This window comes from Pseudoduganella umbonata, assembly GCF_014192225.1.
Lineage (GTDB): Bacteria > Pseudomonadota > Gammaproteobacteria > Burkholderiales > Burkholderiaceae_D > Rugamonas > Rugamonas umbonata.
Window position 1 is genome coordinate 526,819 of record NZ_JACHXS010000001.1, and the last position, 16,020, is coordinate 542,838.

A 16,020-nucleotide genomic window follows, 5' to 3' on the forward strand; every position below is an offset into this window, starting at 1 on the left:
CGTTACTCGGCTACCTGCACCGTGCCCGGCACCGGCGGGGTCGCGCCTTCGCCCAGGTAGAAGCTGGTGTGCGGCGGCTGGTTGTAGCCGGCGTTCTGGCCTGCCACCTGCACCCGGTACTGCGCGTCGTGCATCAGCGTGGGGATGCGGTGGGCGGTTGGAATCGTCGTGGAAAACACCAGCAGTTCGCTGTTGTCGGCGGTGCGCCACACCACTTCCTCGCGCCAGTCGCCCAGGATGTCGGCCGACAGCACCGGCGTGGCCTTGGTGCCGTTGTTCGACGCCGCGTTGTAGGCAGCGCCGGCGAGCAGGTTTTCAAAGGCGAACGTGGCCGGATTCCATTTCGAGATGGTGGTGCCGTCCAGCGATTCGCGCAGCAGGTCGCCGTCCCACCAGCTGGCGAAGTTCATGCTGCCCGGCCGGTTGGTCGAGATCTGCTGGCCGCTCACGTTGAACAGGCCGCCGCGCGATGCCCAGCACTCGGCGCCCGGATAGGCCGGATCGATGTCGTAGCACACGCCGCGGCCGACGTCGACCGTGGCCGGCGCGCCCCACAGCAGGGCACCGGTGGCGGCGTCATGGAAGCTGGCGCCATTGCCCTTGTAGCACGACGGGCTCTCGTGGACCATGTAGATCTGCTGGCCCGGGCGGGCCGGGTCGAACTTGCCGACGTGCAGCGCGTCGCCGTGGCACAGGCCGGTGCTGTACATCAGGTGGCCGTCGCTGCCGATCGTGGCCGCGCCATAGATGATGTCGTCCCTGCCGTCCTCGTTCACGTCGGCCACCGAGAACCAGTGCGCGCCCTGGCCGCGCGCTTCGGCGCCTTCGTTGTTGGTATCGAATACCCAGCGGCTGGTCAGCTGGCCGTCGCGATAGTCCCAGGCGGCGATCACGGCGCGCGTGTAGTAGCCGCGCGAGAAGATCGCGCTGGGGCGCGTGCCGTCGAGGTAGGCGACGCCGCCCAGGAAGCGGTCGACACGGTTGCCGTAGTTGTCGCCCCACGAGCTGACGGTGCCGCGTGCCGGCAGGTAGTCGGTGGTGGCCAGCGCCTTGCCGCTGCGCCCGTCGAACACGGTGAGGAATTCCGGGCCGGTGAGTACATAGCCGGCGCTGTTGCGGTAGTCCGCGGCAGGGTCGCCGATCACGGTGCCCCGGCCGTCGACGGTGCCGTCGGCCGTCTTCACCATCACCTCGGCCTTGCCGTTGCCGTCCAGGTCATACACGACCATCGTCGTGTAGTGGGCGCCGGCGCGGATGTTGCGGCCCAGGTCGATGCGCCACAGGCGCGTGCCGTCCAGCCGGTAGGCGTCGATGTACGTGTTGCCCGTGTGGCCGCTCTGCGAATTGTCCTTGGCGTTGGTGGGCTGCCACTTGACGACCAGTTCGTACTTGCCGTCGCCGTCCAGGTCGGCCGTGGTGCCGTCGTTCATCTCGTAGGTGTAGGCGCCGGCGGGCGTCACGCCACCTTCGGGCTGCTGCAATGGAATGCGCAGGACCGGTTCGCTCCACGTGGCCAGCGCGTACTCTTCCTGGCCCTTCTTTTCCTTGCCCTTGACGACCGGCCGGATCAGGTAGCGCGCGCCGCTGCTGCCCGCCGTGTCGGTGAAATTGCTCACCTCCAGCGGTTCGGCATTGAGCTTCACGTCGTCGCGGTAGAGGTTGAAGCGGGTCTCCGGGTCGTCGGTGCCGAGCACGCGCCAGCTGACGAACACATTGCTGCCGGTGCCGGTGCCGATGGCGACGGCGCCGCGATCGAGCTTTTCAAGCTTCCTGCCCTGGTCGGCAAAGGCCGGCTGCAGCAGGGCAAGCGACAGCAGGGCGATCGGTGCGATCGGCCTGATCAGCGTGGGTCTGGCGATCGGTGCGAAGGGTCGGTTCATTGGTTCCCCATTGTTATGGTTGGCGAAAGAGCGGTGGTGGAACGCGCCGTGCGGATCGTCTCGTATCCGTGGCGGGGTGCTGTGCATCGCCGGCGCGTCTCCTTGCGCCGAGGCCGTGGGTGCTGCCGTGGCCGGCCGTCACGCCCCGTGCGCCGGGTAGGCGCAGGGTTTGCCCATGGCATGCCGGCGGCGCGCGGCGCGGTGCGCCGTGCGGCCGCCATGCAGCCTCGAGTGGGAATCGAGTATCGGGACAGCCGGATAGCGTGTCAATCGAGCCAGGCCAAGCAGTCATCAAGATGAGCGGGTGGACCGCCGGCCGGTTTGCTGGCAATCGCCGGAAATGCTGCTATCGTGAAAGGGCGCATTCGTGCAGCAGTCCGCGTCACCCAACGCAACGGCGGCCAGTCAATGCTTCAGCATTTTTCCTCGATGATGCTCGAGATGTATGAACTGGCCGAGCACTCGGCCTGCGCCGACTACCCGGACGCCTGCCTCGGCGTGATCGGAAAAACGGTCCGTTTCGATATCGCGGCATTTGGCTGCGGGGCCGCGCAGGACCGCCGGACAGCGTGCCGCGGCGGGCCCGTTGCCGATTGCGGCGCGCTGTCCAGCAGTTTCCACCTGAATCTGCCGGCGCCCGTCATCTGCAGCCCAGCGCGGCTGCAACTGTTCTTCGATCCCGGCCGGCTGCTCGGCTATGCGCTGCGCCATCGCGTGCGCCATCTGCTGCTGATCGGTTCAGCGGAGCCCGTGCAGTGCCCCGTGCACTGGCTGCTGGTCGCACGGCGCGGCCGCCGGGCGTTTTCGGCGGCGGCGGCCGATTACCTGGCGGCTGCCTGGCCCCATGTGCTGCGCTGCCAGCGCATCCACCAGCAGCGCTACCTGGCCGCGCAGGCGGCCGGGTGCGCCAGGGCAGCCTTCGCGCTGGTCAGTCCGGAAGGTATCGTCGAGGCCGCCGATGGCGCATTCGAGCGCATGGCGGGGCGCGAATGGCCCGGCTGGCAGGCCGGCAGGCTGCCGCCGGCGGCACTGGACAGCCTGCGCCGCCTTGGGCGCCACGACGGGAGGATTGCCCACTGGTCGCTCGCCAATGGCCCCGCGGAGGCCTTCCTGTGCCGTGGCGTCGAGCGCACGCCGGTCGACCTGCTGACGCCGGCGGAGTGCGTGGCGGCACGCTACTACGCGCAGGGCCGCACGCACGGCGAAATCGCCGCCCTGCTGGGTGTCACCAGCAATACCGTGCGAACCCATCTTGCCCATGTGTACTCCAAGCTCGACATTCATCGAAAATCGGAATTGCCGGCACAGCTGCGCTAGGGTTCCCCGGGGCGCGCTTGCCGCGCCGGCAGCCGTCTACCCCAGCGGCAGCGGGGTAACGCTGACGGCGATGGTTTCGACCGGCCCGAAATCCTGGTCGTAGTCGGTGACCTGGATCGGCAGCGCGAATGCAAACGCGGTGCCGGCGATCGCCTGGTCCACGCCGGCCGGCGCCAGGTCGAATCCGTTACCGCCCAGAAGTACTCCATCGACCGTCTGGCCGGCGAAGTTGGACACTTCCACGCGGTTGAAACCGGTCGCCGTGCTGACCTTGATGAGCGGATCGTCGCCGCCGGTGCCGTCGCCGGTCGCGCCTTCGCTCAGGCCCGTCAGCACGATGCCGCCGTTGTACAGCATGCCCGAGACCAGGCTGCCGTTGATGGTCGCGCTATGGAACGTGCCGTCATAGATCGTCACGCCGTCCACGCTCACCCGGGTGATCGTGTCGGGCACGTCGCCGGCATCGTTGACCAGCACCTTGTCGTCGTCGGCGTCGAACACCTGCAGGTAGGTGGTGGCGGTGGTCCCGCTCGGCGTGTTTTGCGTCAGCAGGAAGGAATAGCCATTGACGGTCTGGTGCGTGCCCTGGTTGAAATCGCTGCCTTCGGGCGAGCCGGACAGCGCCGCCCCGGTCGCGAAGTCGATGCGCAGCGTTTCGCCCAGCGTGCCCGAGGCATTCATGCTCTGGTTGTCGACCCCGGCGCCATTGGTGCTGACATTGACGCTGTGCGCGGTCGGCACGCCGTGTGCCGTGTCGCCGCCCGAGAACAGCAGGTCGAGCGTGCTGCTGCCGACGTCGTCGATCAGGTTGTAGGTCGGGTTGCCGGATTTGACCGGCGCCGCGCCAAGGAAACTGACGCCGCTGCCGTCGTCGATGGCCCGCGCGAAGCGGATCGTGTACTGGTCGGTGACGTTATCGAGCGAGGCGGTAAATACCGTGCCGCCCGATGCCGTGCTGGCCGTCAGCAGCGTGGTGCCGTAGCCGGACAGGACGATGTTCTCGCCGCCGGACGTCAGCGGGGAGGTGCCGCCGACGGCATACAGGTAGTCGTCCGCCGCGACGATGTCGATGAACCGGGCGATGCCAAGGACATCGGCGCCGGTACTGGCGGCGGCATTCATCGCCGCCGAGGCTTCCGCGCTGCCGGAATTGACCAGCGCTATCGGCGCCGGAACGAACGCATGCGGGCCATCGTCGTCGAAGCGCACATTGCCACCCAGGTCGAGGCTGGCAATGGACGTGGCGACATCGCCGTCGCGGTCGGTGATCTGCGCGGTGGCCTCCAGGCTGACCAGGCCATTGGCGAGGATCGCTTCCTGCGCGGCGAAGTCGCTGCCGACGCCCGGCAGCGCGTGGTCGATGCGGCTGTACTGCTGCAGGGTCACGGCGGCGCCCGCAGTCGTGGCCAGGTCGAATACCGTGTTGGACGGCAGGACCGCGGCGGCCACTGCCGAGGTCGAGCCGACCACCTTGCCGCCGATCGCATGCAGGTAGATGTCGGCGCCGCCACTCTTCAGGCCGGAGTTCACGCCGGCGGCGCTCACGGCCAGCGCGTAAGTCAATGTGGTCGTGCCCGCCCCATCGCTGTCATAGCCGCCGGCAAACTGGAATGCCGACGCGAAGGCCTGGGTGTCGCTGTCGGTAGCAGCGCCGATGGTTTGCGCGTCCTGGGTGTTCAGGATGGTGGCGTCGAGCGCCACCGTGGCGCCGATGCGGGGGCCGGCGTCCTCGAAGCGCATGCGTGAGCCGACCTCGGCGGTATCGCTGGCTACCTGCAGCAGCGTGAAGCCGCCGATGTCGAAGCTGGCGCCGGTGGCGCCCGTGCCGACATTGTTTGCCTGCACGCGGTTGTGTTCGCCCATCGTGTGGTAATCGATCGTGTAGCCGGCGCGCACGCCGGTCACCGTGGCCACGCCACCGCTGAAGGTGATGGCCAGCCCGGCCGTGTTGACGCTGCCGTCCGAATTTTCGATGATCGTGCCGGCCTTGTTGCGTACCACCACATTGTCGATCGGCACCGCCACGTTGCTGGTCAGGTGGTCGATGTAGTCGTTGCCGCTATGGACCCCGGTACTGTAGGCGATCAGCTGGATTGTTCCGACCTTCCCCTGTTGCATCTGTACGATTTCGAGCGACGCCGCCTGTGCGTCGAGCATGCCGGTAAACTGGATATTACTTTCCAGCACGGCTTCGCCGTGACTCAGGTTGGGAATCGTCAGCCCTGGATTGGCGCCGGTCACGAACGTGAAGATCATGCCTTCGCCGGGGTCCACCATCTGGTTCTTGTTGCCGATCGTGGTCGATCCGCCACCCTGGCTGGTGTTGACGGTGTCGCCGGTGGTGATGCTGGCGCCGGTCGACTGGTTGGCCGGCCTGGCGCCGGTCACTACGATCGCGGCGGTGGCGTCGCCCAGCGTCAGAAACAGGTTCTGGCCCGAAGGAGCATTGGCCAGCGAGAATTCGACCTGCTTGTCGACGGTCACGAACACGTTGCCGAGCAGGTTCACCGACTCGTCCGGGTCGGTGGTGGGATGCCGGATCGCCTCATATTGCACCATCCAGATCTTCGCGCCGGAGACGGGTATGCCGGTCTCTTCCAGGTATGCCGCGAACACGATGACGCCGTTTGCCTTGCCGTACACGATGTTGTTGTCGACCTCGTCGGTCCACAGCGTGATGGCGGCATTGTCGGCGGTCCTGAACAGGCCGCTGGCATCGCCGTCCAGCGCATTGCCCAGGCTGTCGGTGAAGCCCATGCCGGTGGCGTTCGGCACGGCAAAGGTGAACGCATTGCTGCCGCTGTTGGTGCCGTTGTAACCACTGAGGGCGGCATTGATCGGCGTGACCGGCGCGCTCTCGGCAGTCAGCCGGTTCCTGAACGCCAGCGGCAGGGCGCCAGCGAGGATGTCGTTATCGTCGGCATCGCCGGCGGGTGCGGGCGTGGCGAACAGGTTTTGCAGGCCGATCGTCTCGTCGAGCGTGACGCCGCTGCCGTAAGTGACATTGAGGGTACCCATGATGGACTCCTTTGCCTATTGGTCTCATGTACTGGCGCACGCGGGGCGCGGCGCCAAAAACACGATAGGCGGATGGCGTGCGTTGCGAATCACGCATTTGCGTGAGCCGGGCCGGCTGGCGGCGCGGCGCGGCCGGCCCGGGTCGCGCTGCGGTACCATGCAAAGGCCGGGCGATCACGCCACGCTGCCACATCGAGAGGAGACAGCATGAACCTGGGCGGGGCGGCCAGGCGGCGCGCTTCATCGGCCAGTAAGCCGGGCAGTAAGTCGGGCAGTAAGCCGGGCAGTAAGCCGGGCAGCCGCGCGGCGGCATGGGCGTCGCCGACGCGCTGCCGGCCGCGCACTGGTGCAAGCGGCTGGCGGCCATCGGGCTGACGCTGGGGGACGCGGCGCACCACGTGCGCCGCCTTATCGAACAGCCGGCCTTACGCGCGGCCTAGCCCCGATCGCTCAGAAGAACACGGCGGTCCGCGTCACGATCGAACCGTTGTTCGTGTAGGGGCCGGTCGCCCGTACGGCACCGGTATCGGGCTTGCCGTCGTCGAGCTTGGCATCGATCTGTTCGGCGAAGCTGTCGGGCAGGTTGTCGAAGCGGATGCCGTTGCCGCCGCGGCCGGCCACCACGTCGTTGAAGACGTACACGGCGCCGCCGTGCGCGCTCGTCATGAAGTCGGTGCTGCCGTTGAACGAACCGGTAATGAAGCCGCCCAGCGCGAGGTGCTGCGGCGCCAGCTGGTATTCGGCGATCTGGCCGTCGCCGTTGCCGTTGCCGCTGGTGCCCGGCACGTGCGCGGTGGCCTGCGCATCGTCGCCCGGCAGGGCGCGGAACTTGTCCTGGTAGGCGTTGACGGCCGCCTGCAGCGATGTCGACTGCTGGATCACGTTCTTCACCTTGGCGTTGTCGATCAGGCTCTGGCCCTTCAGCACGCCGCCCAGCAGCAGGCCGATGATGACGAGCACGATCGCGATTTCCACCAGCGTGAAGCCTTGGGCACGGATACGGAAGCTGGAGGGGCGGCGGGAGGAGGAGGGGGAGGAGACGCGGGCGTCGGCGCCCAATGTAGTGAAGGGTTGCAAGATTGTTACTCCTTGATGCTTTGCGTGGTTCACATCTTACAGCCCCGGCGGGATTAACGCACCTGGTCGGTTCTGCCGTGCGATGCGGCGCGCTCCAGTTCGCGCAGGCGGCGTTCCAGGAAAGCGATTTCATTCGGATCGGTGATCGTGCCGCCGGCCAGCAGCGCGCCGGCGACGGCGCGCGCACTGTCGAGCTCAGCCATGTCGTCCAGGATGAACAGTTCGAGCTGCCGGGCCCACGGCGGCGCCATCGGTGCGCGCAGCCTGAGCGCCTGCGCATAGCGCCGCGCCAGCGCCATGTCGTGCAGCCGGTGGCGTGCCACCAGCACCGCCTGCGCCATGTCCGGCCAGCGCCGCGCCGGATCGGCGGCGAAGCCCCGCTCGACGACATCGAGCATGATGCGCACCCGCGCCGGGTCGGCCACCGCGCCATAGACCCCGGTGGCGGCCACCAGCGGCTGCCGGCTGCGCGGATCGAGCGCCAGCGCCGCCTCGAGCCAGCCGGCCACGTGGCCGTAGTCGAGTTCGCGCAGCGGCACGCCGGCGTCCAGCGCGTGGAGATACAGCATGACGAGGCGTGCCGCCGCCGGCCCGTCGCCCAGGCTGGCCAGCCGCAGCACTGGCGTGGGCGGCGGCGCGGGCGGCGTGGACACGAGCGGTGCGGACGCGCGCGGCGCCGGTGCCATGGCGTGCAGTGCGCACTGCGCGGCCAGCGCGGCCAGCAGCAGCGCGACGATGCCGGCGGGTGCGCGGCGCGGCATCAGAATTCCTTGCGGTACAGGTCGAACAGCGCGGCGCCGGCCAGCAGCGTCACGTAGATGGCGCTCTGGCCGGCCACGAAGCCCAGGTCGGCCGCGGTGCCGGTGCCGTACAGCAGCCACTCGCTGCGGGCGAACGCGTCGAGCCGGGGCAGCACGAACGCGATCGCGTCGGTGCCCGCGCCGATCACGCGCTGGCCGGCATCGGGCGTGGCGCCGTGGCCGGCCAGCTGCAGCGCGGTGACGCTGCGCGCTAGCACGTAGAAGCCGGCCGTGGCGCACAGCGACGGCAGCGCGTGCTGCAGCGTGAGCGTGCAGAACACGGCAAAGGCGGCCACGATCCACAGCTCGCCCAGCAGCGAGACGGTCCACAGTGCCGCCTGCGCGGGCGGGGCCGTGCCGGCGACCAGGACGCCGGCCACGCCGGCCGGCAGCAGCGCCAGCAGGGCACAGCCGGCCAGCCGGCCGAGCAGCCATGCCGCGCGCGGATACGGCAGCGCGAGCAGCATCTCGACCTGCTTGTCGGCATACTCGCGCACGATGGCCGTGACCGCGAAGATGGCGACGATGCCCGCGGCGGCCAGGCGCAGCAGCGCGGCCAGCAGCGCGGTGTTGGTGGCGTGCCCCTCCGCCGGCACCACGGCCTGCAGGAAGCCGGCCACGCCGACGGCGCCCAGCGCCACCGCGGCCAGCAGCCACAGCAGGCGGCTGCGCAGCGCTTCCTGCAGCGTGGCGGCCGCGATCGTCCGGACGGCGCTCTTCATCGGCTGGCGGTGATCATGGGATGGCGGTGATCGCGGGATGGAGCTCAGGGCAGCCGGCCGGCGGCGATCAGGCGGTTGAACAGGATGTTCGGGGACACCCATACGACCAGGTCGTCATAGGTGCCGCCCGGCAGGGCCGGATTGTCGCTGGCGCCGCGCGCAATGAAGGCGGTACCGGCCAGCGCCATGTTGGCCTTCTCGTCGACATTGCCGGCGCCGGCGTCGGCCGCGCGCACGCCCAGGTCGGAAAAGCCGCCGTAGCCGTTCCTGCCGACGGACAGGATCACGGCCGGGATGTCGTTCGGCGCGGTGGCCGCGACCAGGTTGCCCGCCGCATCGCGGGTGGCCACCGTGATGTCGCGCGGGGTCGCCAGGCGGAAGCGGTTCGTGCTGTCGGCGAAGTCGGGCGTCACGCTGTACAGGAAGATGTGGCCCCAGCTGTCGAGCTTCGGCATGCCCAGCGTGGCCCACGGCAGGAAGCCGGCGCGGCGCTCGCCGAGACAACGGTCGCCGTCGCGGGCCTCCAGTCCGTTCGCGGCCGAGACGGCCGGGCAGGGCAGGTAGCCGTTCAGCGCCGCGAAACCGATCAGGGCCTCGCGCGCTTCCTCCATCGCGCGCTGGGTATCGGCCACGCGGCGCTGTTCCAGCTGGGTCGACAGCGGGGTGAGCAGCCCGCCGATCAGCAGGCCGACGACGACCAGCACGATGGCGATCTCGACCAGGGTAAAGCCGCGTTGCAGGGGTACGGGATGTCTCATGGCGGGTAAGTGTGGATGTCGCGGATGGCCGTCAGGGTCGGGCTGTGAAACCAGGCTTTCAGATTGCGTGTCACGGTAGTGTACGCGCTGCCGCCATCCGCTCGTACAGCGTATACAGCGGCACCGCGACCAGCAGGTCGTCGAACGGACCGCCGGGGAAAGCCCGGTCGGTCGTCGCGGCACGCCGGATGAATGCCGTGCTGGCAACGTCGTTGGCGATTTCATCGGCGTTGGCCCGGCCGGCATTGGCCTGCGGCAGGCCGGCAATGCTGGTGCCGAGATTGTTGCGGCCTTGCGAAAATACCACCGCAGGCACGCATTGCGCATAGATCAGGCAGTCGTCCTGTCCGCCTTCGTAGCGCAGGTTGCCGGCGCCGTCGCGGGTCAGCACGCGCTTGGTGGCGATGGCGGACAGCCGCCGTACCGGTGTCGCCGTGAATTCCGGCGTGACGCTGTAGCGCAGCCGCTTGCCCCAGCTGTCGGCGCCGTCGACACCCAGCGTCACCCACGGCAGGAAACCGCTGCAGTCGGCGTCGTCGGCGCAGGGTTCGTCGCGCTCGCGGCCGTCGATGGCGGAAGCGGCCGGCCGCGGCAGGCGTCCGTGCGTGCTGGCGAAGCCCACCAGCGCATCGGCCGCCCGGGCCAGCACGGCCTGCGTGCGGCGTTCCCGCACGCGTTCCACGTCGCTGCGGCCGAAGGCGGAAATCAGCAGCGCGGCGAAGCTCACGCTGGCGACGGCGAGCAGCATCAGCAGGGCCGCGCCGCGCTGGCGCCGGCGCGGATCAGCGCGCATCCCGTGCCGCACCATCGTTCGGATCGATGCTCTGGCCGGGCTTGGCCAGTACGGGGCCGCCCGGCGTGTCGACGGGGATCGCGCCGCCGGGCCGGTAGTTCTCCAGCCTGGTTTCGCGCGGTTCATCGTTGACCCAGACGGTGGCGCGGCCGTCGCTGCGGCGCACCACGCCGGTAAACCGTACCGGCGCGGGGGGCGGCGGCGGCGCTTCGACCACCGGCGGCGGCGCCGGCGGGGCCATTTCAGCGGCCGCGACGGGGTTCATGGGCGCGCTGGCACGGTCGCGGTCGATGCGGGTGCGCTCTTCCGGCGCCGTGAACAGCCGGCCCAGCACGGGTTCGGCGTACTGTGCCGCGGCCGGCGCCGCCACCGCGCCAGCCAGTGCGACGGCCAGCAGCCGGGGCAGCACGGCAGATGACACAGCGCGCAGCGACGCGGCGAGGAGGGCAGGCAGGCGCAACGTCATCGCGCGCTCCCCGTGTTCCCGGTACCGCGCGCACCGGGCATCAGCGTCAGCCAGTTCAGCGTGCAGTCCGACGTCAGCGCCGCCGCGGGGGCGGCCGCGGCCCCGGGCGTGACGGCGGTGGCCGTGGTGCCGGCGCTGCGCCGGATCGCGCAGTGCTGCACCGTGAAGACGCCGTGCTGGCGCAGGTCGCCAAGGAAGCCGAACAGGTCCATTTCGTGCAGCAGGTCCATGTGCACGGTCATCCGGCTGCCGCGCAACTGGTAGTCGCCGGTGGCGAGCCGGCCCTCGAGCTTGTAGGGCTGCTGTACCTCGATCTCGTAGGTCAGCGGCAGCAGCCGGCGGCGCTCCTGGATCTGCCGGATCGCGTCCACCCAGTCGAGGCGGCTTTCGGCGCCGACGAAGTGCCGGCGCTGCAATTCGACGAACAGCGGCTGGTAGGCGCGGATCTCCTGCTTTTCCGATTCCGCGTACAGGAAGCGCTTGCGCGCGGCATCGCGCATCGCGTGGGCCTGCTGCTCGTCCTCGCGCGCCTGCTTGAGCTGGAGGTAGCTGGCCAGCACGCAGGTGGCGCTGATGCCCGCGGTAATGACGAAGGTCAGCACGGCGGGACGCACCAGGGCAAAATCGCGCACCCAGTAGGGCAGCGGCAGGCGCAGGACGCCGGGGCGGCCGGCGGCGCGGGGAGTCATGGCGTCCATGTCATGTCCAGGGTGAATTTGTTCTGTTCCTGGCCGGCGGCGGGCGCGCCGACGGTGCCGGACAGCTTCTGGGTCGGCCGGATGTCGAACGGCAGCTGCACGATCTCGACCGTCATGTTCGGCATGCCCGCCAGCCGCTGCGCGAACACGTTCATTTCGCCGAGCACCCTGCGGTAGTCGTTACGCGCCGACAGCACCTCCGCTTCCAGGCGCAGCGTCTGCGGCGGCGACTTCGGAATTCCCAGCGCCAGCGACGACGTGGGCGCCGCCAGCGCCGGCGTGGCGGCCGTGCCGCCCGGCGCCGGGCCGCTGGCGGCGCCGGGCACGTTGGCGCGCCAGTCGAGCTGCACGACGCGGATCTGCGGCGACTGCTCGAGCGCGCCGCTGACCATGCGCATCATCGCCACCGGCCACGGTCCCTGTTTCGCCACCATGCGGTCGATCGAGACCGCGGCGCGCATGTTGGCCGTCTTGTCCGCCGCCGGCGGCATGCTGGACATGCTGCGGTCGTAATTGGCGCGGTAGTGCGCGATCTCGGAACGGTAAGCCTCGGCAGTGCCGTGCGCCAGCGTGTAGCTGGCCAGGTTCAGCACCGACCAGACCACGCCGGCGGTGGCCAGCACGGCGCTCGATGCGTACAGCGACAGGCGGGCCTGCAGCAGCCGGTAGTAATTGCCGGCGGCGCCGGTCGGGTAGTGGCTGGCCGGCGGATTGCGGGCCACCATCGCCAGCAGCGTGGGTTCCGCCACATGTGCGGCCACCGGCGCATTCTCCCGCGTTGCGCCCGGTGCGGCGGTGCCCGCATGGAGCGCCGCGGCGGCGGTGTCGAGCGGCACGATGTGGTAGATCGTCTCGGCCGTGCTGGTGCATTCCGCCGCCAGGCGTTCCACCTGGTCGGCCGCGGCCAGCACCAGCACGTGCAGCACGTCGCCCCGCGCCAGCAGGCGCACGCTGCCGAGGAACTGCTGGGTGCGGGCGGTCTGCAGGGCCACGGCGTGGATCGGCGCCTCTTCCGGCGTGGCCTGCACGAGGCGCGAGAACTTCACGTTGCCGCGCAGGAAATACGTCTGGCGCAGGCCGGCCGTATGCCAGCTCACCAGCAGCACGTGGCGGTGGCGCAGCGCCAGCCGCTGCAGCACATCGCGGCCCAGCATCGCGCACGAGTAGATGCCCGCCAGCGGCGTCTGCATCAGCTCCATCGCATCCACCCACGGCGTCAGCAGCAGGGGATTGGTCAGTGCCGTGAACAGCACTTCGTCGTCGCGCCGGCCCTCTTCGCTGCGCCCCTGCACGAGGGTGGCGCGGTACGGCGTGTCGCGGTAATGCTGGACCAGGCGGCGCTCGCGCAGCTTGCGTCCGCCGCGGCCGCGCACGTGCGGCAGCAGCAGCCGCGTGTAGTCTTCCTCGATCAGGTCGGTCAGCAGGTAGCCGGGCCGGTTGCCGTGCCGGTCCAGGTAGGCCAGGAAATCGTTCAGGCCGGCCCGGGTGGCGGGAAAGATGTGCGGCCCGAACAGCGTGTTGCGCTGCCACTGCCACGCGTGCAGCTGGTCGCTGGTGAGATAGAAGAGCTGTTTCGCCAACATGTCAGATCCTGATCGCGCTGATCGTGTCGTAGATCGGGCCGAGCACCGACAGCATGATCCAGCCCAGCAGCAGCCCCAGTACCACCGTCATCGTCGGTTCGATCATCGCCTGCACCCGTTCGATCTGCTCGCGCACCTCGCGATTGTAGAAATATGCGACGTTGCGCAGCGCACCGTCCAGCGCGCCGGTGGCTTCGCCGACCTTCAGCATGCGCACCACCAGCGGCGGAAAGATGCCGGTATGGCCGAACGCGCCGCTGACGCTGTGGCCCTCCGAGATCAGCTGGGCCACGCGGCGCAGCGCCGCCGCGACGGCGCGGTTGCCGGCGATGCCTTCGGACAGGCGGATGCATTCGAGGATCGTGATGCCCGAGCCGTACATCATCGCGAAGAACGTGGCGAAGCGCGCCAGGATGATCTTGTGCAGCACCGGCCCGACCGGCCAGGCACGCAGCTTGGCGCGGTCGAACGCGAATGCCGCGCGCTCGCTGCGGCGCAGCCACCAGCGCGCGCCGAACCACGCCGCGACGGGCGCGGCCAGCAGTACGAACCAGTAATCGATGAACACGTTCGACACGGCGATCAGCACACGCGTGTGCAGCGGCAGTTCCTGGCCCATGTTGCGGATGAAGCTGGTCAGCTGCGGCACCAGGTAGATCATCAGGAAGAAGGTAACGGCGGTCACCACCACGAACACGATGGCCGGGTAGGTGACGATCTTCTTGGTCTGCGCGGCCAGTTCGTCCTGCCATTTCAGGCTGTCGGCCAGGTTGCGGAACACTTCGTTGACCTTGCCGCTTTCCTCGCCGGCGCGCACCAGGCTGGTAAACGTCTGGTCGAAGGCTTCCGGATAGTTGCCCAGCGCACTAGACAGCGGCACGCCACCCTCGATGTTCTCGATCAGGTCGGTGATGATCTCGCGGAAGCGTGGGTGGTCCATCGATTCGCGCAGGTCGTTCAGCGCATCGAGGATCGGCACGCCGGCACTGGCCATCTGCTCCATGTGGAAGCAGAAGTTGATCAGGTCGCGCCGGTCGATGCGGCGGCGGCCCAGCGCGATCACCTTCTGGCGCGACTGCCGGTAGTCGATCAGGTCCAGTTCCATCCTGGACAGGCGCAGCTCCAGGTCCGGCACGTTCAGTGCATCCATATTGCCCGGCACGATCTGGCCGGCGGCATCCATGGCACGGTAGATGTACTGCGGCATGTCAGCCCAGCCTGTCGGTCAGGTCGACCACGCGCGAGATCTCGTCGATCGTCGTGGCGCCTTGCAGCACGCGGCGCATGCCGTCGTCGACCAGCGAACGGAAGCCGGCGGCGCGCGCGGCGGCGCGCAGTTCGCGCACCGCGGCGCGGCGCGCCACCATCTCGTCGAGTTCGGCGTTCATCTTCAGCAGTTCCATGATCGCCACGCGGCCCTTGTAGCCCTGGTGGGCGCAGCGCTCGCAGCCGACGGCGCGGTAGATGGTTGCCGGCGGCGCTTCCTCGGCAAGGCCCAGCAGGCGGCGTTCCAGGGCGTCGGCCTCGAAGCCTTCGCGGCAGTGCATGCACAGCCGCCGCACCAGCCGCTGGGCGATGATGCCGATGATGTTTCCGGCCAGCACGTCGGCGATGACGCCGATGTCCAGCAGCCGGGGAATCGCGCCCACCGCCGAGTTGGTGTGCAGCGTCGAGTACACCTGGTGGCCCGTCATCGCGGCGGCCAGCGCCATGTCGGCGGTTTCCTTGTCGCGGATTTCGCCGACCAGGATCACGTCCGGGTCCTGGCGCAGGATCGAGCGGATGCCGTCGGCGAAGCCCAGCTTGGCCGACTCGTTGACCGAGGTCTGGCGGATCATGTTCATCGGGTACTCGACCGGGTCTTCCAGCGTCATGATGTTGACGGCCTCGGTATTGATGTGGTTCAGGATCGAGTACAGGGTCGTCGTCTTGCCGCTGCCAGTGGGACCGGTGACGAGGATCAGGCCGTCGGGCCGGGCGATCATCAGTTTCAGCAGGTCCAGCTCGTGTTCGGCCAGGCCCAGGCCGTCGAGCGGCACGATGCCTTTCTGGCGATCCAGCACGCGCAGCACGAAGTTCTCGCCGTGCGTGGTCGGTTGCGCGCTGGCGCGGAAATCGATCTGGCGGCCGGAAAACTTGATGGAAATGCGGCCATCCTGCGGTGCCCGGGTCTCGGCGATGTTCATGTTGCTGATGACCTTCAGCCGCACGGCCATCGCCGGCCAGTACGATTTGTGCAGGCTGCGGATCTGGCGCAGGATGCCGTCGATCCGGTAGCGGATGCGCAGGAAGCTCTGTTCCGGCTCGAAGTGCACGTCCGACGCGCCGTTCTGCACGGCATCGGCCAGCAGCGCGTCGATCAGCCGCACCATCGGGTGGCTGTATTCGTCAGACGTGCCCAGGTAGCTCGAGTCGCCCGTCTCGATCTCGTGCAGGATGCCGTCGATCGACAGTTCGAAGCCGTAGTACTGGTCGATCGCGCGGGCGATGTCGGAATCGTTGACCAGCAGCGGCGTGATCGTGATGCCCTTGACCAGCATCGCGTGGATCTGGTCCAGCGCGACGATGTTGCTGGTGTTGGACATCGCCAGCACCAGGTTGTCGCGGTCGCGCTCGTAGACGATGGGGAACACGCTGTAGCGCTTCGCCACATCCTTCGGGATCAGTTTCAGCGCGATCGCGTCGACGACCAGGCTGTTCAGGTCGGCGGACTGCGTGTTGAGGTTTTCCGACAGCGCCTCGCGGATCGTTGCTTCGGTCACGAAGCCCATGCCGACCAGCAGCTTGCCGAGCGGCTCGCGTTCGCGCTTCTGTTCGATCAGCGCGATGCGCAGCTGGTCTTCGCTGATGACGCCCTTGTCGATCAGCAGCTTGCCGATCGGCTGTTTGACCCGTTCCCCCATCGCGC

At 68.8% G+C, this 16,020-nt stretch carries 14 protein-coding genes; 2 read left to right on the forward strand and 12 right to left on the reverse strand.

Going from position 1 to position 16,020, the window contains the following annotated elements:
* Window positions 1-2: 2 nt before the first annotated feature.
* Window positions 3-1,880 carry a rhamnogalacturonan lyase gene (locus tag FHS02_RS02130; RefSeq protein WP_137312588.1) on the reverse strand — a complete coding sequence of 626 codons (1,878 nt, stop codon included), beginning with the start codon at window positions 1,878-1,880 and terminating at the stop codon, window positions 3-5.
* 408 nt (window positions 1,881-2,288) lie between these two features.
* On the opposite strand from FHS02_RS02130, the gene FHS02_RS02135 reads away from it, so the two are divergent.
* Window positions 2,289-3,197, forward strand: coding sequence for a helix-turn-helix transcriptional regulator (locus FHS02_RS02135; protein ID WP_137312589.1), 909 nt, complete (start codon window positions 2,289-2,291; stop codon window positions 3,195-3,197).
* A 36-nt stretch (window positions 3,198-3,233) separates the two neighbouring features.
* Here FHS02_RS02135 and FHS02_RS02140 read toward each other — a convergent pair whose 3' ends face one another.
* Complete coding sequence (locus FHS02_RS02140) at window positions 3,234-6,215, reverse strand: DUF5801 repeats-in-toxin domain-containing protein (protein WP_137312590.1); 2,982 nt, start codon at window positions 6,213-6,215, stop codon at window positions 3,234-3,236.
* A gap of 311 nt (window positions 6,216-6,526) precedes the next feature.
* Here FHS02_RS02140 and FHS02_RS31790 point away from each other — a divergent pair, with 311 nt between their 5' ends.
* The gene (locus FHS02_RS31790; protein ID WP_259772478.1) at window positions 6,527-6,655 is read left to right on the forward strand and encodes a hypothetical protein; all 129 of its coding nucleotides are present in this window, start codon (window positions 6,527-6,529) and stop codon (window positions 6,653-6,655) included.
* A 10-nt stretch (window positions 6,656-6,665) separates the two neighbouring features.
* Here FHS02_RS31790 and FHS02_RS02145 read toward each other — a convergent pair whose 3' ends face one another.
* The 10 genes from FHS02_RS02145 to FHS02_RS02190 form a co-directional block, all read right to left on the reverse strand.
* A complete protein-coding gene (locus tag FHS02_RS02145; protein WP_229422513.1) occupies window positions 6,666-7,292 on the reverse strand; it encodes a prepilin-type N-terminal cleavage/methylation domain-containing protein in 627 nt (208 codons plus the stop codon).
* Window positions 7,293-7,345: 53 nt separating this feature from the next.
* Window positions 7,346-8,053 (reverse strand): hypothetical protein, encoded by a 708-nt coding sequence (locus tag FHS02_RS02150; RefSeq protein WP_175424702.1) that lies wholly within the window; start codon window positions 8,051-8,053, stop codon window positions 7,346-7,348.
* A complete protein-coding gene (locus FHS02_RS02155; RefSeq protein WP_137312591.1) occupies window positions 8,053-8,814 on the reverse strand; it encodes an ABC transporter permease subunit in 762 nt (253 codons plus the stop codon). The genes FHS02_RS02150 and FHS02_RS02155 overlap by 1 nt, the downstream gene beginning before the upstream one ends.
* A gap of 44 nt (window positions 8,815-8,858) precedes the next feature.
* The gene (locus FHS02_RS02160; protein ID WP_137312592.1) at window positions 8,859-9,572 is read right to left on the reverse strand and encodes a type II secretion system protein; all 714 of its coding nucleotides are present in this window, start codon (window positions 9,570-9,572) and stop codon (window positions 8,859-8,861) included.
* 70 nt (window positions 9,573-9,642) lie between these two features.
* Window positions 9,643-10,365 (reverse strand): hypothetical protein, encoded by a 723-nt coding sequence (locus FHS02_RS02165; RefSeq protein ID WP_229422514.1) that lies wholly within the window; start codon window positions 10,363-10,365, stop codon window positions 9,643-9,645.
* Window positions 10,355-10,831, reverse strand: a complete 477-nt coding sequence (locus tag FHS02_RS02170) for a hypothetical protein (RefSeq protein WP_137312594.1) — start codon at window positions 10,829-10,831, stop codon at window positions 10,355-10,357. The genes FHS02_RS02165 and FHS02_RS02170 overlap by 11 nt, the downstream gene beginning before the upstream one ends.
* On the reverse strand, window positions 10,828-11,529 hold the full coding sequence (locus FHS02_RS02175; protein ID WP_229422515.1) for a hypothetical protein: 702 nt from the start codon (window positions 11,527-11,529) through the stop codon (window positions 10,828-10,830). The genes FHS02_RS02170 and FHS02_RS02175 overlap by 4 nt, the downstream gene beginning before the upstream one ends.
* On the reverse strand, window positions 11,517-13,112 hold the full coding sequence (locus FHS02_RS02180) for a hypothetical protein (protein WP_137312595.1): 1,596 nt from the start codon (window positions 13,110-13,112) through the stop codon (window positions 11,517-11,519). Before FHS02_RS02180 ends, FHS02_RS02175 begins: the two co-directional genes overlap by 13 nt.
* Window position 13,113: 1 nt before the next feature.
* Window positions 13,114-14,319, reverse strand: coding sequence for a type II secretion system F family protein (locus tag FHS02_RS02185; RefSeq protein ID WP_137312596.1), 1,206 nt, complete (start codon window positions 14,317-14,319; stop codon window positions 13,114-13,116).
* A 1-nt stretch (window position 14,320) separates the two neighbouring features.
* The gene (locus tag FHS02_RS02190; RefSeq protein WP_137312597.1) at window positions 14,321-16,015 is read right to left on the reverse strand and encodes a GspE/PulE family protein; all 1,695 of its coding nucleotides are present in this window, start codon (window positions 16,013-16,015) and stop codon (window positions 14,321-14,323) included.
* Between the last annotated feature and the right edge of the window lie 5 nt (window positions 16,016-16,020).

Excerpts from the sequence above, each read along its gene's own strand:
- FHS02_RS02130 (WP_137312588.1), bottom strand. The coding sequence starts at position 1,880 with ATGAACCGACCCTTCGCACCGATCGCCAGACCCACGCTGATCAGGCCG.
- FHS02_RS02135 (WP_137312589.1), top strand. The coding sequence starts at position 2,289 with ATGCTTCAGCATTTTTCCTCGATGATGCTCGAGATGTATGAACTGGCC.
- FHS02_RS02140 (WP_137312590.1), bottom strand. The coding sequence starts at position 6,215 with ATGGGTACCCTCAATGTCACTTACGGCAGCGGCGTCACGCTCGACGAG.
- FHS02_RS31790 (WP_259772478.1), top strand. The coding sequence starts at position 6,527 with ATGGGCGTCGCCGACGCGCTGCCGGCCGCGCACTGGTGCAAGCGGCTG.
- FHS02_RS02150 (WP_175424702.1), bottom strand. The coding sequence starts at position 8,053 with ATGCCGCGCCGCGCACCCGCCGGCATCGTCGCGCTGCTGCTGGCCGCG.
- FHS02_RS02155 (WP_137312591.1), bottom strand. The coding sequence starts at position 8,814 with ATGAAGAGCGCCGTCCGGACGATCGCGGCCGCCACGCTGCAGGAAGCG.
- FHS02_RS02160 (WP_137312592.1), bottom strand. The coding sequence starts at position 9,572 with ATGAGACATCCCGTACCCCTGCAACGCGGCTTTACCCTGGTCGAGATC.
- FHS02_RS02165 (WP_229422514.1), bottom strand. The coding sequence starts at position 10,365 with ATGCGCGCTGATCCGCGCCGGCGCCAGCGCGGCGCGGCCCTGCTGATG.
- FHS02_RS02170 (WP_137312594.1), bottom strand. The coding sequence starts at position 10,831 with ATGACGTTGCGCCTGCCTGCCCTCCTCGCCGCGTCGCTGCGCGCTGTG.
- FHS02_RS02175 (WP_229422515.1), bottom strand. The coding sequence starts at position 11,529 with ATGGACGCCATGACTCCCCGCGCCGCCGGCCGCCCCGGCGTCCTGCGC.
- FHS02_RS02180 (WP_137312595.1), bottom strand. The coding sequence starts at position 13,112 with ATGTTGGCGAAACAGCTCTTCTATCTCACCAGCGACCAGCTGCACGCG.
- FHS02_RS02185 (WP_137312596.1), bottom strand. The coding sequence starts at position 14,319 with ATGCCGCAGTACATCTACCGTGCCATGGATGCCGCCGGCCAGATCGTG.
- FHS02_RS02190 (WP_137312597.1), bottom strand. The coding sequence starts at position 16,015 with ATGGGGGAACGGGTCAAACAGCCGATCGGCAAGCTGCTGATCGACAAG.